The 23,308-nt window shown below is 42.4% G+C and carries 12 protein-coding genes; 4 read left to right on the forward strand and 8 right to left on the reverse strand.

What is annotated here, in order from left to right; all coding sequences use genetic code 11:
• Positions 1-66: 66 nt before the first annotated feature.
• The 4 genes from MKI79_RS07165 to sohB all read right to left on the reverse strand — a co-directional run bounded on the left by MKI79_RS07165 (position 67) and on the right by sohB (position 13,304).
• The gene (locus MKI79_RS07165; protein WP_241571423.1) at positions 67-6,594 is read right to left on the reverse strand and encodes an SdrD B-like domain-containing protein; all 6,528 of its coding nucleotides are present in this window, start codon (positions 6,592-6,594) and stop codon (positions 67-69) included.
• A 100-nt stretch (positions 6,595-6,694) separates the two neighbouring features.
• Positions 6,695-9,301: a hypothetical protein gene (locus tag MKI79_RS07170; RefSeq protein ID WP_241571424.1), complete on the reverse strand. Its 2,607-nt coding sequence runs from the start codon at positions 9,299-9,301 to the stop codon at positions 6,695-6,697.
• Between the two features lie 100 nt (positions 9,302-9,401).
• Complete coding sequence (locus tag MKI79_RS07175; RefSeq protein ID WP_241571425.1) at positions 9,402-12,074, reverse strand: DUF11 domain-containing protein; 2,673 nt, start codon at positions 12,072-12,074, stop codon at positions 9,402-9,404.
• Between the two features lie 267 nt (positions 12,075-12,341).
• The gene (gene sohB / locus MKI79_RS07180) at positions 12,342-13,304 is read right to left on the reverse strand and encodes a protease SohB (protein WP_241571426.1); all 963 of its coding nucleotides are present in this window, start codon (positions 13,302-13,304) and stop codon (positions 12,342-12,344) included.
• A gap of 213 nt (positions 13,305-13,517) precedes the next feature.
• On the opposite strand from sohB, the gene MKI79_RS07185 reads away from it, so the two are divergent.
• The 3 genes from MKI79_RS07185 (at position 13,518) to MKI79_RS07195 (ending at position 16,654) form a co-directional block, all read left to right on the forward strand.
• Positions 13,518-14,066 carry a DUF2946 domain-containing protein gene (locus MKI79_RS07185; protein ID WP_407651590.1) on the forward strand — a complete coding sequence of 183 codons (549 nt, stop codon included), beginning with the start codon at positions 13,518-13,520 and terminating at the stop codon, positions 14,064-14,066.
• A gap of 117 nt (positions 14,067-14,183) precedes the next feature.
• Positions 14,184-16,310, forward strand: a complete 2,127-nt coding sequence (locus MKI79_RS07190) for a TonB-dependent copper receptor (RefSeq protein WP_241571427.1) — start codon at positions 14,184-14,186, stop codon at positions 16,308-16,310.
• 41 nt (positions 16,311-16,351) lie between these two features.
• Positions 16,352-16,654, forward strand: a complete 303-nt coding sequence (locus tag MKI79_RS07195; protein ID WP_241571429.1) for a hypothetical protein — start codon at positions 16,352-16,354, stop codon at positions 16,652-16,654.
• Positions 16,655-16,814: 160 nt separating this feature from the next.
• On the opposite strand, the gene MKI79_RS07200 is transcribed toward MKI79_RS07195, so the two are convergent.
• The 4 genes from MKI79_RS07200 to MKI79_RS07215 all read right to left on the reverse strand — a co-directional run bounded on the left by MKI79_RS07200 (position 16,815) and on the right by MKI79_RS07215 (position 21,748).
• Positions 16,815-18,131, reverse strand: coding sequence for an adenylosuccinate synthase (locus tag MKI79_RS07200; RefSeq protein ID WP_241571431.1), 1,317 nt, complete (start codon positions 18,129-18,131; stop codon positions 16,815-16,817).
• Between the two features lie 153 nt (positions 18,132-18,284).
• Positions 18,285-19,451 carry an ATP phosphoribosyltransferase regulatory subunit gene (locus MKI79_RS07205; protein ID WP_241571433.1) on the reverse strand — a complete coding sequence of 389 codons (1,167 nt, stop codon included), beginning with the start codon at positions 19,449-19,451 and terminating at the stop codon, positions 18,285-18,287.
• Between the two features lie 176 nt (positions 19,452-19,627).
• Positions 19,628-20,008 (reverse strand): GFA family protein, encoded by a 381-nt coding sequence (locus tag MKI79_RS07210; RefSeq protein ID WP_241571435.1) that lies wholly within the window; start codon positions 20,006-20,008, stop codon positions 19,628-19,630.
• Positions 20,009-20,062: 54 nt separating this feature from the next.
• Positions 20,063-21,748, reverse strand: a complete 1,686-nt coding sequence (locus tag MKI79_RS07215; RefSeq protein ID WP_241571437.1) for a M48 family metalloprotease — start codon at positions 21,746-21,748, stop codon at positions 20,063-20,065.
• 290 nt (positions 21,749-22,038) lie between these two features.
• On the opposite strand from MKI79_RS07215, the gene MKI79_RS07220 reads away from it, so the two are divergent.
• Positions 22,039-23,226 (forward strand): S1C family serine protease, encoded by a 1,188-nt coding sequence (locus tag MKI79_RS07220; RefSeq protein WP_241571438.1) that lies wholly within the window; start codon positions 22,039-22,041, stop codon positions 23,224-23,226.
• Positions 23,227-23,308: the final 82 nt, after the last annotated feature.

Genomic DNA, 23,308 nt, shown 5'->3' on the forward strand with positions numbered 1-23,308 from the left:
TTGATGTCATCAAATCTTGCTAAGCAATTTATTTAATGACAGCAATTACGGATGGCTTTCTATTACTTACTGAGGCGTGACACAGAATCTCACCGTGCCACTGCTCGCAGGGCTTAAGTTCCCTGTGAGTTGCCACAGTAATGCCTCTCCTGTACGTGTTGCATCACAGCTATTGCCACTTGGTGTTGATTGACAAGAGATACTTCCAAAGGTCGTACCAGTCGGTACTGCATCTTTGATTTTGACATTCTGAAGATTCTTCACACTATTGTTCTTATAGGTGATTTCATATTCCAGTTTGTCTAAAGTCGTTGCTTCATTCACTGTGCTAAATACATCTGTATCCGCAGCAGTCGATGGGCAAGATGAAACCTTACGCACTTTTTTACTCAACTCAAGTCCTGCACTTCCTGTCAAGGTCGTATCTTGAACTGTATTCGAGTCACCTGTGAGCGTGTCCGCAGGATTACTCAACGTCACGCTATAGCTCGCTTCGAGCTGTGCATTATGTTGCGCTCCCGCATAGACATTGGTTGGCACGTGAACACGTTGTACCAAGCAGATACCCGCTGATGGCAGTAGGCTCACTGGAGCAGATGTCGTTGGATTAAATAATGCTTCTCCAGCATCTACTGTGCCATTACAGTTGCTATCACGATAGATCAGCGCTTGCCAATCTTGATCAGATGCACTGCTTGGCTGTTGATTTAATGTTTGCGTTATACCAGTCACTTGCACTGTCGCATCCGTTTGCAAGCGATGTGGATAGTCTGTCACTGCTCCTGCAACAACCGTATGTTGACCGTTTTCAGTCAAGATAAGGTTAAGCTTCACATCACCAAAGTTCAGATCAGTGTAGTTTCCTGAAGTTGCCTTAGGTACTGTAATGGTATCTGTACCACGTGTATAGCCAGTCGAACCACTCACCGAGGTATAACCTTCAACATTGGTCTGTACAACACAGAAGTTCGGACTAGGTAATGTCGCTTGTCTCACGGCAAACTGATATTGACCCATTGCATCCGTTTCTGTTGTCGCAAGGACAGTGCCCGAACAGTTTGTCAATTGTACTGCGCTATTTGCTATGCCTACTTCGCCAGTGTTTTGCACTGCATTGTACGCATTCGATGCAATACCAGTCGTACCACTATTGTCTTCAAAAACCTTACCTTGAATAACAATAGGAGTTAGCACAGAATCCGTATCTGTCGCTGAGTTGTTTGTACTCACTGGATCAGTCGTACCACTTGGTGCTGTGATTGTGGCAACATTCGATACATTGCCACTGGTCGCTGTGACATTGGCTTTAATTGTAAATGTCACCACACCACCATTTGGCAAGGTTGGAATAGCTAAGCCATTGGTAGACTCAATATTCGAAATGGTTAAATCAGTTGCTAATGGACAAGATGCACTATTTGTAGCTGAACACGTTACAGAAGTTTTTGTCAATCCTGTTGCTACAGCATCTCTAAACAATGCGCCATTCGCCGCACGTGGACCATTATTTGTGACAACCACAGTATAGGTAACTTCATCACCTGTATAAGTTGCAGTCACACCATCTGTTTTAGTAATACTCAAATCTGCAGGAGGCAATGACACTGAGTCTGTATCCGTTGCAGAGTTATTGGTACTCACTGGATCAGTCGTACCACTTGGTGCTGTGATTGTGGCAACATTCGATACATTGCCACTGGTCGCTGTGACATTGGCTTTAATTGTAAATGTCACCACACCACCATTTGGCAAGGTTGGAATAGCTAAGCCATTGGTAGACTCAATATTCGAAATGGTTAAATCAGTTGCTAATGGACAAGATGCACTATTTGTAGCTGAACACGTTACAGAAGTTTTTGTCAATCCTGTTGCTACAGCATCTCTAAACAATGCGCCATTCGCCGCACGTGGACCATTATTTGTGACAACCACAGTATAGGTAACTTCATCACCTGTATGAGTTGCAGTCACACCATCTGTTTTAGTGATGCTCAAATCTGCAGGCGGTAATGACACTGAGTCTGTATCCGTTGCTGAGTTATTGGTAGTTACTGGATCAGTAGTACCACTTGGTGCGGTGATTGTTGCCACGTTCGATACATTGCCACTGGTCGCAGTCACATTCGCTTTCACCGTAAATGTAACCACACCACCATTTGGCAAAGTCGGAATAGCCAAGCCATTGGTAGACTCAATATTTGCAATGTTTAAATCTGGTGCTAGTGGACATGATGCACCGTTACTTGCGGCACATGTCAAAGAGGTTTTGCTCAAACCAGTCACAGCTGCATCTTTGAACAATGCACCATTCGCCGCACTTGGTCCTTTATTCGTCACGGCAATCGTATAGGTAACTTCATCACCTGTATAAGTTGACGTCAAGCTATCAGATTTTGTGATTTCCAAATCAGCTGCTGGAACAATCGTTAGATTTACAGCACTTGAGTTATTACTCGTCACCGTATCGGACAGACCTGTCGAGGAAACTGTTGCGGTATTGGTAATGCTACCCACTGTGGTTGCAGTACCTTGAACAATATAAGTACACGATGCGCCAGATGCTCCACTAAATGCGCCACTCACAGTTTGACCATTGATCGTTGGTGCAGGACAAGCTGTTGTACCAGCAGTTAACAATGTCAAATTGGTGATATTGGTTGGTACTGTATCAGTAAAAGATGCTGTTCCAGTCAATAATCCACCAATGCCTGTTGGGCCGTTATTCGTGACTTTGATTTGGTAGAAAACATTACTCCCCTGATTCACAGTTAAATCTGTCACTGCAAATGAACCATTGGTCAAGCTTTGCAACTTCTCTATCGCCATATCTGCCGCAGGAGCAATCGCTGTTTCTACACTACTTGAGTTATTGGTCGTATCTGGGTCATGTATTGTATTAGGACGATTTACAGTAGCAGTATTCGTATAAGTTCCTGTAGCCGCTAACAAAGGTGCTGTTGCACGGATGACAACCCTACACGTTGCACCGCTTGGACCACTAAAAGTCCCTGTGACAGTATTACCACTATTAGTCGCTGTACATGCTGTTGCACCATTTCCGCTTGTAGGTGTCGATTCTTGAAATGAATTAAAAACAAATGGAGATGGGATAATATCAGCGAAGGTCGCACCTGTGACAGTCGCAGGACCATTATTGGTCATCACCAACTGGTACTCTACAACACTACCAAGCACGCCCAACGGCACAATACTCACTGGATCACGCGTAAATGTGCCTGATGTACCCGCACGCTGAGTTTTTACAACACCTAAGTCGGCACGTGGCGTCACACTGTTTGTATCTGTTGCAGAGTTGTTCGTTGTATCGGTATCCGTACCACCTGCTGGCATTGCAATATTTGCCACGTTTGAAACATTACCACTTTCTGCAGTCACAGACGCTGTAATTGTAAATCTCAAGCTACTATTGACAGGCAGTGATGGAATCACAATCCCTGTTGCGGCTTCTACATTTGCAATCGTCAGATCAGCTGCTGCAGGACATACCGCACTACCCGATACGCTCGCACAGGTAATCGCAGTTTTGGTCAAGCCAGTGACGGCAGGATCTGTGAAAATCGCATTACTGACTGGACTCGTACTCGCACTACTATTCGATACGACAATATCATACGTTGTTGTACCACCCGCATTCATTGCGGTTTGAGAATCCGTTTTAGTAATACCTAAGTTTGCTCTAGGATAAACCGAGTCGGTATCTGTTGCGGAGTTATTCGCTGTGTCTTCTTCATAGATACCTACTGGCACAGCAATTGTTGCTGTATTTGATACCGTTCCATTTAACGCTGTAACATTGGCAGAAATCGTAAAAGTAAGAGTGCCTCCACTTGGCAATGTCGGTATCACAATCCCAGATGCGGACTCGATTAATGCAACTGTTCGATTCGCAGCTGTTGGACAGACTGCACCTGCTGTAGCAGTACAGTTAATCGTAGTTCCTGTTTTTGTAAGTCCAGTCACAGCAGGATCTTTTAAAATTGCATTATCTGCAGAGTTAGGTCCCAAATTTTCAACTAAAATGCTATATGATGTTGTACCTTGAACAACTAGATTATCTACATTATTTGTTTTGCTTATTGCAAGGTTTGCAGATTGCTGTTGATTCTCATCAGTAGCAGTATTGTTATCCGTATCAGTATCTACAAATCCACTTGGAGCAGCTACTGTAGCTGTATTAATAAGCTCTCCAGTAAAACTACTCGGTACAGTAACTGTCACCTGATAAGTAACGGTACCACCAACAGGAACAGAAACTGTATCACTCAACGCACCTGTATGCGTTCCCGATGCTTTACTTGTCGTCGCACCATTTGCTGCGGTTGCTGTATACGTCATGGTAGTAATACCTGTAGGCAAAGGATCACTAACCGTCGCACCACTGACACCAAATAGACCATTGTTCGACACCACAATCGTATAAGTCACCGTAGTACCTGCACGATAAGTTGATGAGTTATCTGTTTTTGTAATCACTAAATCTACAGGCAAATTGGTAATTGGCTGTGTTACACAATGCGCACCATCATTGTTCCCTGAACTCAATGAGTTAGACAGTAATATTCGAGCACCAGTATTTTTATCGAACTTGTAGAATCCTCCACTATTTTCACTACCATAAATATCACCATTTACACTGCCAAACATTGAGCCAAATGTAGTAGGCGAAGGGTATCGAGTAGAGTTTACTGGAATAACAGCACCTCCCGCTTTAGGTATCTTGTATAGAATACCTGTTGAAGAACCTACACCATATAAATACCCATCTCCCCCATCTGCAATATCATTCACAGTGATACCATTTAAACCACTAATATTACGCATTACAGCTGTAGATGAATTTGCTGTATCGCCAATTGTGATCACACCCAGCCTATTAGTGCTACTTGTACTGCTATTCTCTAAAACATAGTAAGTGCCACTACTATCTATATCTCCTGCATTGTACCCTGTGAGCTTTAAACCTGAAACGTCTCCCCAATTCACTGGCACAGCTCTATTTGGACTCACATCTCCAATTTTATAGAGTTGTATAGAACCAGTACCTTGAACCTCCTTAATACCGTATACATAACCATCTTTAGGGCTTACTGCTGTACTATTATATGGTGCTTGGGCACTACCAATATCAGAGTACGAGAATGGATTCATTGCGGTATTAATGCTTTTAAGTGTCACATTTCCAAAAGCCGCTGTTCCTGCTGACATATACATATCTGGTGTACAATACCCCCCATTCCCACTGAGAGTACCGACTAAAATATTCACCGTACTGGTATTATTAGATTGGATATTATCTGTTGCACTTTCAAATATTGTCGCCGTGTTGCTAAATTGCCCTGTATTCTGTGCTCTTACTCTAATTGTGACTGTACACTTGGATGACATAGGGCCTGAGAATGTACCTGAGATCGTTGCCCCAGCTTTACTTGCTGTACATTGTGTCGCCCCACCACTCGCAGTATTTGACAGAATGGTTATATCTGTACTCGAATTATTGATTAAACCGCTCGGTATAGTATCGCTATAGGTTGCCCCTAATACAGGGTTGATAGTATTGTTTATAATTTCTAACTGATACTCAACATCTTGACCAGCTATGACATTCAGCTGAGTTTGAGCAAATGTATTGGTATTACCTGCTGTTGCCAAGCGCTGGCTCTTTGTTATTGAAATATCATTATCTTCATCTAAGCTCGACACACCAAAAAAGAATAGATCCCCACCAACTATACCCGCACTAGAGCTCCACGATGTACCATTGCCATCACCACGTACATATACATCGAATGTTAATGATGTAATTCGTCGACCTTGCAAATAAACACTACCACTCGCACCACCACTACCAGTAGTTGCACTAATATCGAGATTACTATTTGCAATACGTGTCGATGTGACAGAAAAGCCTGAGCTACCAGAGAGCCTTGACATTGTAACACCTGTAGCAGAGGCACTATTTACCAAGTCAAACTCTGCTGTAAATCCTTGATTACCAACAGATCCACCCAAGCCAGCAAGATGAAGTACAGGGTTCGTTACAGCACGATTAAAAGTTGCTGTAATTGTACCTACTCGATGGCGCCCATTTAGAGTTCGACTATTTGCTGCCAACCCACTGGTTGAAGTAAATAATGCCATTCCATAGTTGCTTGAAGTATTAATACCACCTGTAGTTCCTGACGAACAGCTATTACTACTCCCTGCACAGCCTGTAGGTGCATTCTGTATCGACGCTGAAAAATTCCCATTAATTGGATCACCAATAGTATTCAGGGGTGAGAAAGTTCCTCTACTTGTGATAAAGTCCCCCGAGTTATTAATTGAACCGCCCATTGTAAAGTCAGGATTGGTACTTGAGCCCCTACTTGAATATTTAGAGTAGTTGTAAACCGAGCTAATATTGTACGTCACCGTCGTCGTTGGGGTATAAGTAGTATAGTTATTATCAGTAGGGTTATTTGCATTTAAACGAAATGTATGTGTCTGTGCACTTGAAGTTGGTCCCGTGGTTGCTCCAGATGTTCTAGAGTCTGAAAATATTTCCAAAGTTCTTGGTAGCGCTGAAGCTGTCATACTAATGCATATTGTCATCAGTATTACCATGCTCATCAATATCGCTTTTTTGTACGAAGTCATTGCTCTATTCAACGTAATCATACTTATGCACCTAAAATTATTCTGCAACATAGCGCACCCCAAAACTAAACTCATAAGACTGACCACTTGCCACACTGCTTAAAGTACCACTCACATTCCCTGCGCTACCTACAGCTGTTGTACTAGAGATCGAGCTACAACTAGCACAACTAGGCGCATGAGATAACACCGTATACGCTGGTGTCTGATCACGGAAAGTAAAGGCGCTATTTAAAGGTGTTGCACTCTGATTCGTTAAAGTCACACGATACTGTACACACTGCTCTGAGCCATTCGTATTTTTACCGATTGGCAAAGTGTTGCTTGTATATGCACCTTCCACCGTACCATCACAATTTGCATCCAAACCTTGTAGCTTGGTTAAAATCAGTTGTTGATTATTCACAGTCGTTAAATCAACCACTTGATCAATCACCACATTAGAAGCATCAACCAAATTCACGGTGGTGGTATTGGTCTGTGCAAGATTATTTGCAGCAGTATTTTCCACTCTGACAAAAAGACGAACTTCCGAATTCGCTGCTAAGACGCCACCTGGCAAATCTGCAATACTATCTATATATGTATCCGCACTATCAAACTGACCATTACCATTACTATCCAAATACAAGTCTGCTTTAAAATCAGGATTTGAATTATTAATCACAAAGTCATGCGTAGAATCTAACGCTGTATCGGAATGATTGACCAAAAGATGGCTATAAATGATCGTCCCTTGTGGTGCGACTTGACCACTGAGATCAGGCATAAACTCGACTTCTGCCACTGATGCCACACTGGTAATTGCAATTTGGTTCAAGATCGTATCGAAGCCCGGATTCGTCGTTCCATCTATACTTGTTACACTGGTAGAACTCGCACGGAAATACACAGGCACTGTGCTTGTTTCTGCATTTGGACTAATTTCCACAACAGCACAGACCGTTTGCGTTTCACCATCATTCAGATAACGTGTCTTGCCAATCTCTGCACCTAATGTTGTACAGCTTGCATCAGCACTTTGATAAAAACGTACCGAATCTACACCCTCAGGCAAATTGCTTTGTGCAAAGTTTTGATCTGCATCTGCACTCAGTAAATACTCTGTCGGAGTTCCTGTATGTTTTACTGTTAATGGGAATACAACCGTTGAACCCGCATCTGTGCCACTAGTATTTGTTGTCAATGTCTTCCAAGCAGATCCTGCATTGGCAACATTGCCATTACCCGTGCCATTTGCTGTTGTTTCAGGACTGTTATATAGGTCTACAAGTTGCGTAGATGTAATCGCATTTAAGCTACTACGATCTTCAACCGTATCGACGACTGCACTTTCATTAATGGATTGCGCTTGAGGTGTAATGCTGTATGTTTCAGATGTCGATACAGCATAATCACTTGGCAGACGAACTTTAACTACAATCGCAAGGTTTTGATTTGGTGCAATACTACCTGTATCAGGAATACCATCACCATTACTATCAAGTAGTGGCGTTACACCATCAGCACGATAAAACTCAACAATACTACCCGCAGGGAACGTATTATTTGCAATAGTCAGGTTATAGCGATCGGTCGTGTTACCTGTATTCCACACATAGTTATTGAAATTAATAACACCACCCTGACTCACACCAGCAGCAGTCAATACGTTATCTACTGCACTTGCACTCGCAGAGCTAGAGCTCGCATTAATTTCTACATCATAGATTGGCTCTACACGTAGTGAAGCAATATTCGTTTGATCTGTAGTATTTGCAGTCGATGTCGAGTTGTCGTGATCCAATGAGATGTTTACGACATTGGTAATATTACCTGCCGTAGCACGTACTACTGTTGCGCGGAATTCAATAAAACCTGAGGTATTTGCAGGAACACTGGTAATAACTGCAGTCACTATATCATTGGTGACGCTATAGTTAATACCTACTGGATCATTTGAACCTGTTGCAGGATTAACCGCTGTTCCATTCCAATTTTCACTTCCTGCCAAATAATCTAAGTCGGTACTTAAAGTATCCGCGAGCGTCACATTACCCGTAACCGTGCCGTAATTATGATAATCAATACGAATGGTTACTGCGCTTCCCGTTGTTGTTTCAGTTACTGAGAATTTTTTACGTACAACCAATGCAGATTGATTCGTCACGGTGACTGCATCAGTATTTGCAGCAGATTGCCCTCCATTAGTCGAATTGGAAGTAATCAATGCACGCGCTACTTGCCCTGCAGTGGCTGTACTTGGAACAACACCACCTAGCACCAAACCAACAGATTGACCTGCTTCTAAAGCATAAGATGTAATCGGTGTTGAGGAATCAGGCAAACCATCACGATTGGCATCCAAATATATTGCCAATCCTGTTAAATTAAAATTATCACCAACTAAACTCGAACTCGACAAATTGAATTGATCAGCAAAATTACCATTATTGGTTAAAGTATGCGGTAAATAAACAGTCTGACCTGCCACTACATTTTTATTGTTATCTGCTGTCAACTGGAAAGAATACACAGGTAAAATCGTCGTTTGCACCAAATTCGAACGACTCACTTGTACAACAGTAGAACCTTCTTCCGTATATTCACCAATCGCCATATTACTAATAATAGTTTGATTGGCAGCAAATACATTTGTGCTCAACAGAACACCAAAAACCATGATAGCAAAGTAAATACTTTGCTTGAAATGGTGGCGGGTTTGGCCGAAATTCGACATTTTATCCATGATATTCATCCGCTCTTTATGGTGTCACACGTATTGAGAAGTAAAGTATTGCCTGCTCAAGAGGTTCTAATGTACCTATTGCCCCCACAATGTTCGTACCTGTTACAGTCACACTACCTTGACTTACTGACGGTGGCAATAACGGCCTTAAAAAGGTATAACTCGGAACAACATCATTAATCTGCACATTAGTGGCCGCAGTAAAACCATCGTTCCGAATAGTAATACGATAGTTTAAACACTGGTTTGGTTTAATCTCTTGAGGCGTTACGGTGTAGGTAGCAGTTGGTACAATAGCCGCAGTCCATGCACATCCCTCATCTTTGGCTTGTTCTTTTAATAAACGTAACTGTGAAACACCTACTGTTGTTTGATCCGTATTTTTAATTGGCTGTAACGTTAGGCCTTGTATTGTATCTGTGGCAGTCACGATCAATTCCGCAACACTCAACACCCCATTAGTGGTATTACTAGGCGCTTCAACTTTTAATAATAACTGAATAGACTCATTTGGCTGCAAGCCCATAGGCATGATCGCATTTAAATCACTTGCTAATGGATCACTGCTATCCAAAACTCCATTAGCATTTGCATCAAAATATAGTGTATAGATAAACTGATCATTCACATCCATAGGCGCTACAGAAAATACTACGTCGCCTACCACGTCACCCTCTACATATGTACCATTGTTACGCAAAGTATGTAGATAGGTAATCGTACCACCAATAGCCACCTGACCTTGCTGATCATTCACCAAGCTCAAATTACGAAGCTGTTGAATCACAATCTGATCTTTTACACTATCTGCTTGACCATTCAGCGGAGATTTCATCGCAAACCAAATTGGTAGTGCATCAAGCGAAGTCCCTTGTGGAATGGTCACTACTGCACAAAATTGTTTAGCAGTTCCTGCAGGAATACTTCCTGAGTTTGTGATCTCAGCACCCAAAGCTGTACACGTTGGATCACCTTCAAAGAACTTGACCTCCCAATCTGCAGGCATCGTTGTCGTGATATTTGTGACATCTATCGCTACGCTTGAGGCAAAAAGCTCGTAGTTATTCGGCAAACTGCCACTATTCAGAATTTCCAATGGGAATACAACAGTTCCACCTCGACTACCATTCTTGGTAAGCCACGCTTCACCATTATTATCAACATTACCTACAGTTTCACCTGAATTATCTTCTGCGTTATACAAGTCACTCGAACCAGTAAATACCACATTAACGATCTGATCACGCGTGCTATTAGTAATTGCAGTATTGGTTACTGAAGTCGCTTTGATATCAAAGTTCATCGTACCAGTCAGTACGCAACCTGATGGGAAATAAACGCCCAATTTGATTTGCTTATTTGTTGAAGAAGCCATCGCTCCTGTATCGATGACTCCATCTGCGTTTGTATCGGTTAATAAAGTACGACCATCGCTATGATACATACGTACTACAGCACAACTTGGAACATTAGTTTTAGCAATCGTCAGATTATAAGTATCTGTCGCTTGACCGACATTCCATACATAGTTTTCAAAGATGACTTCCGCACCACCAGCCTGTGAATTCGTCACACTAATCAAGTTATCAGGTGCATTCGTTGCATCGCCATTATCATCAGGTGCAGATGACTTATTATTCATCACAACTGCCAATCCATGTTGAACTGTAAAAATCACTGTATTGGTTGGTGTTGTTTTCTGCGTTGTATTTGTTGAATCGAAGACTTGATAGTTTGCTGTATTGGCAATTTTTGCTTTTGCATCATCATTCACCATAACATCAAAGCTTATCGTGCCTCGTGTTAAAGCAGGAACAGACACAAACTCAAACTCAACCACGCCAGCATTAAATTGATAAGCTACAGCAACATTACCACCTGTTTCTGTATCATCATTATCAGTCAAACTACCTGTACCATTACTCCACTTACCAGTACCTGTTTGATAAGTTAAATCTACAGGCAAAGTATCCGTGAGCAATAAACGCCCTGCTGCTGTACCCGTGTTTTCATAATTAAAGGTATAAGTAATGACTGTGCCAGTTTTGCCATAACTCACACTTTGTGATTTGGTGACATGGATTGCAGCATCATCGATTACTTTGGTTGTATCTGTAACAGAGGCATTGATTGCTGTATTAAATTGACTTGTTGCTGTGAGATTAAAGTTTGCAATATTTCCAGTCGTTTGATTCGCAGGTATTGTACCTACCACAACAAGCATTGCAGACTCTTCTGCTTCTAAACGAATCGTTGCGCCATTTGCCAGTAAGTTATTATTATCATCAGGAACACCATTTTGATCACGGTCGATATAGACTGCTACACCACTTAAATCAAACTGATCACTGCCCGACTGAACCAAACTCAATTGATAATCGTCAGCAATATTACCTGTATTGGTTAATACATGAGGAAAATCAAGTTGACTTCCAATTGTACCGATATTCGATTGGTTGCTTTGCAGTGTTAATGCGTAGATCGGCTGTACAGAAAGTACAACGGGATTGGAATTGATAACTTGAAGATTGCCTTGTGCATCGTAGAAGTCACCACTTGCAATATTGGTGATCGTTGTACCTGCTTTTGGCTGAGCGTAGACAGCACTATTTGCAATCAATAAAATTAAACCAATGATTGGAATGAAAAAAAATTTTTGGAATATTCCAATATTGCATCGGTCGTCCATGCTGGCCTCGCTCACAACAGATGATCTCAAAAGTTTTGCAGGATTGTACAATTACCACAAAAAAATTTATTTTTACGTGACTGAATATACATTATTTACACAAAAATACAAACAAAATCCGTGTAATTGAGGCAAAAGAATTGTGACTAAAATGATTAACAAAAAACCAAAATATAAAAAATATTGTATAAAACTAAACCACTTATAATAAAAATTATTAAAAAAACCACACGAATGTGGCTTTTGATTACAAAAATGTTTGAAGGTTTATAAGTTTGGATCTCTGAAAGCAACTGTTTTTTGTGAAAGTTTCATCAAGCTCTCTTTTGCAGACTCAACCAGAGTCGGCATCATCGCTGTAGCAATACTTGCAGCTTGCAATCCAAGCTTTTCACCCAAAGTTGGCTTTTTGCGAGTATTAAGCACATAGACGTCATGTTGCTGTAAATGTTCTAACAGATAAGCATCCGAGGTTTGGATTTTATCAATCAATTTTAACTTCAGCGCATCTTCACCATACCAATGCTCACCTGTTGCGACTTCGGTGACATTCAACTGCGCACGGTAGTTTTCGACAAAATGCTTAAATAAAGCATGAGTTTGCTCAAGCTCTTGTTCAAATTTGGCACGACCTTGCTCTGAGTTTTCACCAAATAAGGTCACAGTGCGCTTATATTCACCAGCGGTAAACACCTCATAGTCAATATGATGTTCTTTTAACAGTTTATTAAAGTTTGGCAACTGTGCTACCACACCAATCGAACCTAAGATCGCAAACGGTGCCGCAATGATTTCATTGGCAATACACGCCATCATATAACCACCACTGGCAGCGACTTTATCCACACAGATGGTCAGATGAAAACCCGCATCACGTAGACGCACCAATTGTGCCGCCGCAAGACCATAGCCGTGCACCACACCACCAGGACTTTCTAGGCGCAGTACCACACGATCTTTGCCGGCTTTTGCAGTGGCGAGAATTAATGTAATTTCTTCACGTAACTGTTCAACTGCGCTAGCGTTCATGTCACCTTTGAAATCTAAAACAAAAATTTTCTGATTATTTTTCTTACGGGCTAAGGCTTCACGCTTGAGCTGTGCGGTGAGTTGTAGTAGCTCTAGTTTACCTAATGTGGTTTGTGCAATACGACGACGTTGTTGTTCGATACGTTGGTTGAGATGGACGACTCGAAGCTCTGAAGGCAACTTTGGCAGATGAAATAACATAGATAGTCCAGTACATAAATGAAAATGAATATTGTCTACACATTTATAAGGTCTATCCGTAGAAAATCAAGCCTATTTTTTAAGGAACTAAAAATTCATGGCTGATAAAACGATATGTGATAATATGCAACACGATTTAAATCTTTGAATTATTGAGTAACGCCGTTGTTATTTCATCAACGCATGTCGCATAACGATTTCAATCAAAAGCTCTTGAGTCAGCCTTGCTCTAATCAGAGCACGCTGTTTTATAGTGGCTTGTTATTGAGTTGTTTTGCGGTATGTTTACAGATTGCGGTTTTTCTGCAACCACTCCTCCCAGCGCAATATCAGATTTCACCTGTGTGTGAAACGATTAGTCGTGCGCTACTTTTGCATGACCATTATGCCAATTCAAATGCTCCAAAGCATTTAGATCATCATTCTAATTCGCATCAAGTGCATACAATAGATCAGAACAAAAATAGCACACACGATGCACACTCAATGTCATTACATGACGATCAACATCGCATGCAAATGGCTGATACGACTCAAGCTACTTCACAACTCAGTAATCATCAGCATGATGCAGGTCATCAATGCCAATACTGTACCGTTTATGCCAACTTAGTCTTACCGTCTGAGTTTGGTATTCAAGAAGTGTTTGAGCGTGTGCAAGTGCGTCTACTGTTTTTACAGCGCCAGTTTGCGCCGATTTATTTTTATTTACAGCGTTTATTTCTGATTCCTCAAGGGCGTGCCCCGCCACTATTCGCATAACTTTAAAAAACTTCACTGCAAAACGATGCACATCACTTTGACTGGTTAATACACGCCAGTGCAAAAGTACGTGCCATGTTTTGCGATCGACTTTAAAAATTGTTTTGTGAATAATTTATGAAAAATTTTAAAACTCAACCTTTATTGGTTGCCATGACTTTGGTCTGTCTATCTGCTGTTCAGATCAGTCATGCAGACGCTTCAGACACTGAAACGACTCAAACGCATGACCATCAGCACGCTGATGCGCCGACTAAAAATTCTCCTGTTATGCTTTCTCCGATCCAACTCTCTCCAATTGTGGTGACAGCGCAACAAGGCAATCAAGCCAATGGTTTAATCGTAGAGACAGATGCCAAACAAACCGTTCAGCCGATGCCTGCCTCTGATGGTGCTGCCTATTTGAATAGCATCATGGGCTTTAATAGCGTGAAAAATGGCGGAACCAATGGTGATGTGACCTTTCGTGGCATGTACGGCTCACGGATTAAAATGCTTACCGATGGCACGGAAAATCTCGGTGCCTGCCCAAATCGCATGGACGCACCAACCGCTTATATTTCCCCAGAAAGTTTCGACAAAATCACGGTAATCAAAGGTCCGCAAACTGTGCAATATGCGACACCAGGTTCTGCAGCGACGGTGCTGTTTGAGCGTGAAGCCCCTACTTTTGACAAGGACAAACCGTATCTAGGCGAAGCTAGCATTATGCTCGGCTCTTTTGGGCGCATTGATCACAATGTCGAGGTGGCTGTGGGCAATGATACTGTTTATGCACGGCTCAATGCCAACCGCTCCAAATCAGATGATTATCAAGATGGCGATGGAACCACTATACATTCCAATTGGGAACGCTGGAGCAGTGATCTTGCGCTTGGTTGGACTCTTGATGCGGATACATGGTTCGAACTTAAAGCGGGTGTGGGCGATGGTGAATCTGCTTATGCGGGACGTACTATGGATGGCTCACAATTCCAACGAGAAAGTCTGGGCTTACATGCTGAGAAACGCAACTTTAGCGATGTAATTTCAAAGCTCGAAGCGCAAATTGATTATAGTTTTAATGATCATGTTATGGACAACTACAGCCTGCGCGATGCACCGATGACCACCATGATGGGGATGAGTGTGCCCAATGAAATGTCGATGCGGGTTACTCGTCGTACCTTGAATAGCCGCATTGCCATGACCAGCGATTGGGATCAATTCAGCTTGATCACAGGGCTAGATTCACAGCGCAACAAACACGCTGGTGATATGAAAAGCTCTGCCATGCCGTCGATGAATATGCCACTCGAAGAAGATTTACGTTTTCAGAGTTATGGTGCGTTTGGTGAGCTGAATTATCAAGTCAATCCACAAAATAAAGTGGTAACAGGTCTACGCTTTGATCAAGTCAAAGTTGATAGCGCCGAAAATGATCAAGTACGCAAAGATACCCTACCAAGCGCATTTATCCGACTAGAAAACAATCAAGACAATGGTTTGAATAGTTACATCGGCGTGGGTCATGTCGAGCGCAGTCCAGATTATTGGGAGCTGTATAGCACCTCAACCAGTTATGGCAATGGCACAACCGATAGGATGGACAATAGCAGTTATCTGATGGTGGATAATCTCAATAATCTAGAGACTGAAAAAACCACGCAACTCGATCTAGGTTTTGAACATCAGTTAGGAAAATATCATTCTTGGGCATCGGCTTATGCAGGTGTGATTAATGACTTTATTCTGGTTCGTTATAATGGCAATACTCGACCGCTTGCTGAAAATGTCGATGCAACCATTGCAGGTGGTGAACTTGGTGTTGGCTATAACTTTACCGATCGTCTGCAAACCGACCTCAGTGCCATGTACGCATGGGGTGAAAATACTACGGATAATACGCCATTACCACAGATCGCACCGCTTGAGGGTCGCTTGAACCTACGCTATGTCACAGATCAATATAGTCTTGGACTGTTGTGGCGAGTGGTTGCCAAGCAAGATCGAATTAGCGTGGGTGAAGGCAATATCGTCGGTTATGATCTACAAGAAAGTGAAGCCTTTAACACACTATCACTGAATGCCAATTATCAAGTTAATCCTGCGATCGGACTGGCGTTTGGTATAGATAATGTCTTGGATGAGACCTATACTGAACATCTCAATAAAGCAGGCGCATCGGTATTTGGCTATGCCAGCAATGAACAGTTTAATCAAACGGGACGCAATTATTGGGCTCGTGTCAGCATGAAGTTTTAAGTGATTTTAATTTTTTTGAATGTTAAAGAAAGGAGCTCAACATGAGTGACGAATACACAAAATCAGACAAGTCCATCTTTGGTTGGAAAGGTGTGATTATTGCAATTGTTTTTGCTGTGCTATTTTTAGGTTTCTTGTTCTTATCCATCTCACAAGAACCTGACTACATGCCAAGCCAAAAGCGCAAACAAGCCGCTGAAGCTGCCGCACAACAAACGGCAACTGATGCCAAAATGGCGAATGCGACCACGCTTGAATCAAACACTGAAATGGCAATGCCTGAGGGAAATAGCACAGATGGTACAACCACAGAGATGAATCATACTGAGCAACATGCCCATTAATTGACTTTATCTACACCAATAAAAATGCCAGTGTAAAACTGGCATTTTTGCATTTTATAGCATTCAAGTTAAGCACTTGGAATGCTCGATAACCTAACGAGTAGATTGAATTTCAAGGCGCAACGCAGAAATTCATCTACGCAGATGGTTTATCGACATTTCAATTAAATGGATGACGTAAAACAATGGTTTCCGCACGATCAGGCCCTGTCGATACAATATCAATCGGACACTCAATCAATTGCTCAATACGTTTCACATATGCCAACGCATTTGCAGGCAATTGATCAATATTGGTGAGTCCAACAGTCGACTCTGTCCAACCCGGCATAGTTTCATAGATTGGCTTTAAGCATTCGAATGAGATCGCATCCGAAGAACCTGCACAACCCGAATCCGCAGGCTCATAGCCCACACAGATTTTAATTTCTTCTAAGCCATCAAGTACGTCAAGTTTAGTCAAACAAATCCCTGACAATGAGTTCACTTCAACCGAACGACGTAGAATCTCAGCATCAAACCAACCACAACGACGCTGACGACCAGTCGATGCACCGAATTCATGACCCACAGTACCCAAATGACGACCGATCGCATCACCTGTATCTGTCGCTGCATCATAATGTAGCTCAGTCGGGAAAGGCCCTGCACCAACACGTGTGGTATAGGCTTTGGTAATCCCCAAAACATAATCAAGATGAAGTGGTCCCATACCTGAACCTGAACTCACACCGCCTGCCGTCGTATTTGAACTGGTCACATACGGATACGTACCATGATCTACATCGAGTAACGAACCTTGTGCGCCTTCAAACATGATCGCCTTGCCAGCTTTGCGGTATTGATGCAAAGTTTCAGTCACATCTACCACAAGCGGTGCAAGCACTTCACGCCATACGTTGCAAAGCGCCAACACATCTTCAAGTGTCACCGCTTCAACGCCATAATATTGCGTTAATTGGAAGTTATGAAATTCTAATAATTCTGACAATTGTTGCTCAAGCGCAGCACCGCCACGAATCAAATCTGCTACACGCACCGCACGACGAGCGACTTTATCTTCATACGCAGGACCGATACCACGACCTGTTGTACCGATTTTGGCATTGCCACGCTTTTTCTCACGAGCTTGATCGAGTGCAATGTGATTCGGCAAAATTAATGGACAGTTTGGAGAAATACGTAGGCGTTCTTTAACTGGAACACCTTCTTCTTCCAAGATCGCCATTTCTTTAATCAAGGCTTCAGGTGAAAGCACCACGCCATTGCCAATAAAGCACAATACATTGTCACGCAAAATGCCTGATGGAATGAGGTGAAGTACGGTTTTCTTACCACCGACCACTAATGTGTGCCCTGCATTGTGACCGCCCTGATAGCGCACTACAGCAGCTGCTTGATCTGTGAGCAGGTCAACGATTTTACCTTTACCTTCGTCGCCCCATTGGGTACCGAGTACCACAACATTCTTGCCCATAATAGCCTCATTACATCATTAAAAATTGTCTTAAAATACACACTGCTCAGCACATTTTGCTTTTCAAATATGTTGCTTGAACAATGGCGCATCGCCCGAATTACTAAAACTTTAAAACCATCAATCTTTTACAGGACTTTTACATTAACCCGATTAAATCGCTTGAACCTGCCAGCCCGCATCAGTTTTTACTAACTTGTGCGAAGCCTGTGGCACAGAATCAAACTGATCTTGACCCAGTAATTGCAGCACTTGCTGACCTTTCGCACGCACCGATTCAATCGCTTGCAGTAAGTCTGCATCACGTCCTGCAGGCGCAACCACGATCTCAATCGTTTGGAATTGATCTGCAACCAAACGGTATAAATCACAGCTAAAACCTGTCGCCGCACGTGCTCGACCAAAGTGCTCACCAATACCGTCATAACGACCACCTTGCGCTAGTGGTGTGGCATTATTCGGCGCATACACAGCGAACATTAGCCCAGTATGATAGTGATAGCTACGTAGCTCGACCACATCGACACCAACACTGACCTGTGACCAACGACTTTGGATTTGTTCAACGGTAGACTTTAAAGTATCAAAAGCATGGCTAAAATCTGCATCAGCACGCACTTCAGACGATAGGTTGTCCACCAATTGATCCAAATCACCTGACAAACGACCTAAGGCTTCAAAGTCTGCACCATTTTGAATGGTTGCAGTATAGGCTTTGAGCTCTGGCAATGCTTTACGTTGATAAAGCTCAGATAAATGATTTTCTTGATCTTGGGTTAAGCCAGCAATTTTCACCAAGCTTCTAAAGATACCGACATGTCCGAGATCAAGGTGCAACTTTTCAGTGATGCCGACGCTATTTAATACGCCAAGCATGGTGTCAATCATCTCAAGATCGGCATCAACACCGTCATGTCCGAAGAGCTCTGCACCGAGCTGTAAAGGCGCACGAGAAGCCGCTAAACCTTGAGGCTTGGTATGTAAGGTCGTTCCTGCATAGCAATAACGTGCCACACCCGCAATCGGGCGCACATGCGCATCAATACGTGCAACTTGCGGTGTCATATCGGCACGCACACCAAGCAAACGCCCTGAGATTTGATCGATCAATTTAAAGGTGACCAAATCCAAATCTTGGTTGAGCGCACTTAAGGAAGATAATGATTCTAAATATTCAATAAATGGCGTGTATACGAGCTGATAGCCTCGCCCTGCTAAGAAATCTAAGGCTTGACGGCGCATGTTTTCGATCACTTGCGCTTGTTCTGGCAAAACATCTGCTACACCATCAGGCAGCAACCATGTCTCTGAAATGGGCATGTACGAAGACCTAAATGTAATTTTTTCGACTACATCGACAAATTTGTCGCATAAAAAAATCGGGCAATACCCGAATTGCAAGCTATCTTATCACGATCTAAAAATCGTTGCACCCACACATTTCATTTCTAAGGATAAAAATTTATCTATGAAATATGTGGTATAGCCTAGATAAATTATTCACTAGACATTGTATTGATTTCAACAAATGGCAACTTACTTTCTAAATGAATTTCTTTGACAGGTGCTGGAATATGCCCTTCGGTAACAATGCCTAAGCGTAAGCGAATCACATCAGGTAAATCAGTTCGATAAGAATATAGCGGTGTACCGCAATGCTGACAAAATACTCGTCCCTTATTTGGCGATGAGAAGAACTCTTTGAGCGCATCTTTACCATGTTCAAGAGTGACCAGTCGCTCATCTATCGGGCTGTTAAATGCAAAGGCTGAGCCTTGTGCAATCTGACAATCCTTACAATGACAAACGATTGTTTCCGTCAGTTCTGCCTCATAGCGAAACTTCACTGCGCCACACTGGCATTGTCCTTTGATCATTTGAATGCTCCTTCCTTTTATTGATGGTTTTATTGCACATCTTTAATTCAATCGTTAAATCCTCAGCTCTCTTGCATCTTGCATATATTTAAGTCGAGATTCGATTTTGGCTTTGAGTGACACATTTTTCTTTTCCTTGATCAGCCGCTCTGCATGAAGCAAACTTTTAATCGCATTCTCTTCTTCACCCGACCAAAACTGCGCTTCAGCTCGATAGCGTAAACTGTTAATCGTTTGAAACGCTTGATTAATTGCTGTTTTACTCCGCACATTCTCCGCACGTTGTAAGGCTTGCCAAACTGCTACGTCACGTGGATTGCTTTGACTCAAGCGATTTAAAATCTGATGGGCTTGATCACCATTGCCTTGCAAAATATAAATTTCCGCCACTTGCATGGCTAAGGCGCGATGTTCAGGCATCACCCGATACAATGTCAATACTGCGTCCAAAGCTTGTTGATATTGCACATTTGCTTTGTACCAATCCGACCACGTCAGTTGATATAAAGTCTTTTCCACAGCGTTTGGCGTGAAGCTTTCTAACAGTTTTTTCGCATCATCAAATTGAGATTGTTCAATATAGTAATGCGCCAATGCCAATGCCGCACCGTGATTCCGTGATGCCATACTTTTCAGTTGAGTTAGATTTACATAGCCTGACAGTACTGCAACCCGCCAACGCATGAGCTCAAATAGCACTTGCTGAGTGTTTTTATGATTGAGCGTATAGTTGGTCGATTTGTAATCGTATTGCCGTGCTCGCAGTCGAGCCTCACTCATACGATCAGCAGTCAGTGGATGAGTCAACCAAAAGTCAGGCAAAAAGCTCAGCTGTGCGGTTTTTCGATGCATCGTTTCAAAGAAATCTGCCATACTTTCAGGGTTATAGCCTGCAATCGCCATGTATTGCATCCCTACACGATCGGCTTCACGCTCTTGATCACGACTATAGGAAAGCTGTCGATCCAACATCGCCGCTTGTGAGCCGAGCATCACCGCCGCACCTGCATCAGGTGACTGGCTTGCCACCGCAATCCCTGCCAATATTCCTGCTAAAGTCAATAAGCCCTGACCTTTAAAATTTTCCTTTGAACGACTGTAATGACGTTGTGTGACATGTGCCACTTCATGCGCCATGACACCTGCTACCTCGTCCATATTTTTTGCAGAAGAAATTAAACCTGCATTGATGGCAAACAGTCCCCCCGGTACAGCAAACGCATTGATCTGCTCATCTCTTACCACGACTAATGCAATCGGCGCACCTAATCCACTCTGACCATACACGCCACTAAAAATATAGTTCAGCTCATCTTCAAGCCAAGCATCTTGTAGCACAGGAAGTTTCGCACGGACTTCACGCAGGACTTTTTCACCAATACGTTGTTCTTCATTGCGACTAATTAGACCGACACCACTGCCAATTTCGGGAATATCGAGATACTGGTGCTTTTGTTTTAGATTACTTTCTGATGGAGTTACACCCCAGTTGTAACCTGAATCTGCACTTCGCATTGGGTTTGGATAACGATTTAATTCAATGATTCGATCATTGGGCAATTGCGTTGAATTTGAACCGTCGGAACTTAAAGAACTTACTGTCGATACTTGCGCAGAAGCTGATGTATAAACACTAGAAATACTCAGACAGAGTATGCTGAGTGGCACAATACATTTATTCTGAAAATATTTTTTGGAAAATATTTTAAAATCAACCGTTATCACCTTAGCCACAGACATCAATATTCATTATGAGAATAATATTGTTTTAGCACTCGCTATCATGTAACTCAATAGAAATTTGTAAAACTGAAATTTGAATTTTCACCTATAAACAACTGATCAAAATGTGATTCAATTTACTAAAGCATTACAATTCCGATCTTGCTAACGATGTGATCATTTTTATATTTGTTCTAAAATAATCAAAGTTTTAAGCGTTCATTTTGATCTTGAAATGCTTTGAATAAAATTACAAACTATTTATCAATGCTGATCAAACCCTACTAAGAAGGATTGAGGAACACATCGTGCGCCGTTTATTTGTCGTTTTGCCGTGGCTATTATTGGTTATCGTGATCGTTGGATTTATTGCATGGCAAAAGATGCAGGTGCCAAAACCACCTGTGGCGGCTGATGGCGTCAAGATGCCTGCTGAAAATGTCGAACCGTTAATAGATACTAGCCGTACTGGTGGCGTAGTGTCGTATAGTGGTGCAGTCGAAGTGGCAGCCCCTGCTGTGGTCAACATCTTTACCCTGCAAAAAGTCACACAACAACAAAGCTTACCGATTAATGAGCAATTTTTACGTGAGTTTTTTGGTGATCAAATCCCTGAGCAACTGCAACCTGAAGATCAAAATAGTTTAGGTTCAGGTGTGATTGTCCGCCCTGATGGATATATCTTGACGAATAATCATGTGATCGCTCAGGCGGATGAGATCGTTGTAGGTTTGCACGATGGACGCAAAGCGAAAGCAACGGTGATTGGTACTGATCCAGAAACTGACCTTGCGGTGATTAAGATTGAGCTAGAAGACTTGCCTGTCTTACCATTTAAGCTCAGTGGCAATGCCGTGGGTGATGTTGTCCTTGCGATTGGTAACCCGTTTGGAGTAGGTCAAACCGTAACGCAAGGGATTATCTCGGCGACTGGTCGTACTGGTTTGGGTATCAATACTTATGAAGATTTTATTCAAACCGATGCAGCGATTAACCCAGGGAACTCTGGCGGTGCGTTGATTGATGTTGCAGGGAATTTGATTGGCGTAAATACTGCGATCTTCTCACGTACAGGTGGTTCGCTTGGGATTGGTTTTGCTATTCCTGCGCAAATCTGCCAACAAGTGCTAGATTCGATTTTACAAGAAGGGCGTGTGGTTCGTGGCTGGCTTGGTATCGAAGTGCGTGGTCTAAGTCAAAACAATCCACTAAACACTGAAAGCAATGCAGGTGTGCAAGTGATGGGGGTCTTGAAAAATGGTCCTGCCGATCAAGCAGGCATTCAAAAAGGCGATATTATCCTATCAATCAATGATCAAGCGTTTGAAAACTCAAATCAGCTGATCTCGTATGTCGGTCGTCAAAAGCCAAATAGCGAAGTCCCTGCGGTGATTCTACGTGCAGATAAAAAACTCAATATCACCATTAAAATTGCCGAGCGTCCTGAGAGTAAGACAGGTCAATTCTTACCTGTACCACAGCAACAGCCTCGATAAGGCACATTAAACTTAAAATATTTCAGAGATATAAAAATGGCTCAAATCATTGAGCCATTTTTTATGCACTATTCATTTCTTA

It is taken from the genome of Acinetobacter sedimenti (assembly GCF_022601685.1).
GTDB lineage: Bacteria > Pseudomonadota > Gammaproteobacteria > Pseudomonadales > Moraxellaceae > Acinetobacter > Acinetobacter sedimenti.